This is a genomic window from Bradyrhizobium sp. Kon56, assembly GCF_055807635.1.
Window position 1 is genome coordinate 1 of the sequence record NZ_JBVVOU010000313.1, and the last position, 305, is coordinate 305.

At 58.7% G+C, this 305-nt stretch carries 1 protein-coding gene; it reads right to left on the reverse strand.

Annotation, left to right across the window (positions count from 1 at the left end):
* Positions 1 to 72: 72 nt before the first annotated feature.
* On the reverse strand, positions 73 to 305 hold a 233-nt coding region (locus AC0L3B_RS39110; RefSeq protein ID WP_473383076.1), incomplete at its 5' end, for a hypothetical protein.

Here is a 305-nt window from a genome sequence, read left to right on the forward strand (position 1 = left end):
ACCACACTCAGCGGGTACTTCCCTGCCCCGGCCTCTGGCGAGGCAAGCGTTTGTGACTTCATGGCGCGATCCTCAATGAAAATACTGGGTGTGAATCGCGCTGGCTCGGGAGAACTCACTGACGATGCCCGCGGTGTCCGGGTCCATGTAGTCGTCGACTTTGCGAATCAGGTCCTGGGACTGGACGATCTCTCTGAAACGCAGGGTCATCTCCAGCTGGGTGTGGGCGGCCTGGTTGTTCTGCGTGTAGTCCAGATCGAATTCCGTCTTGATCTGCTCGCCGCTGGTGATGGCCAATTGCGTGT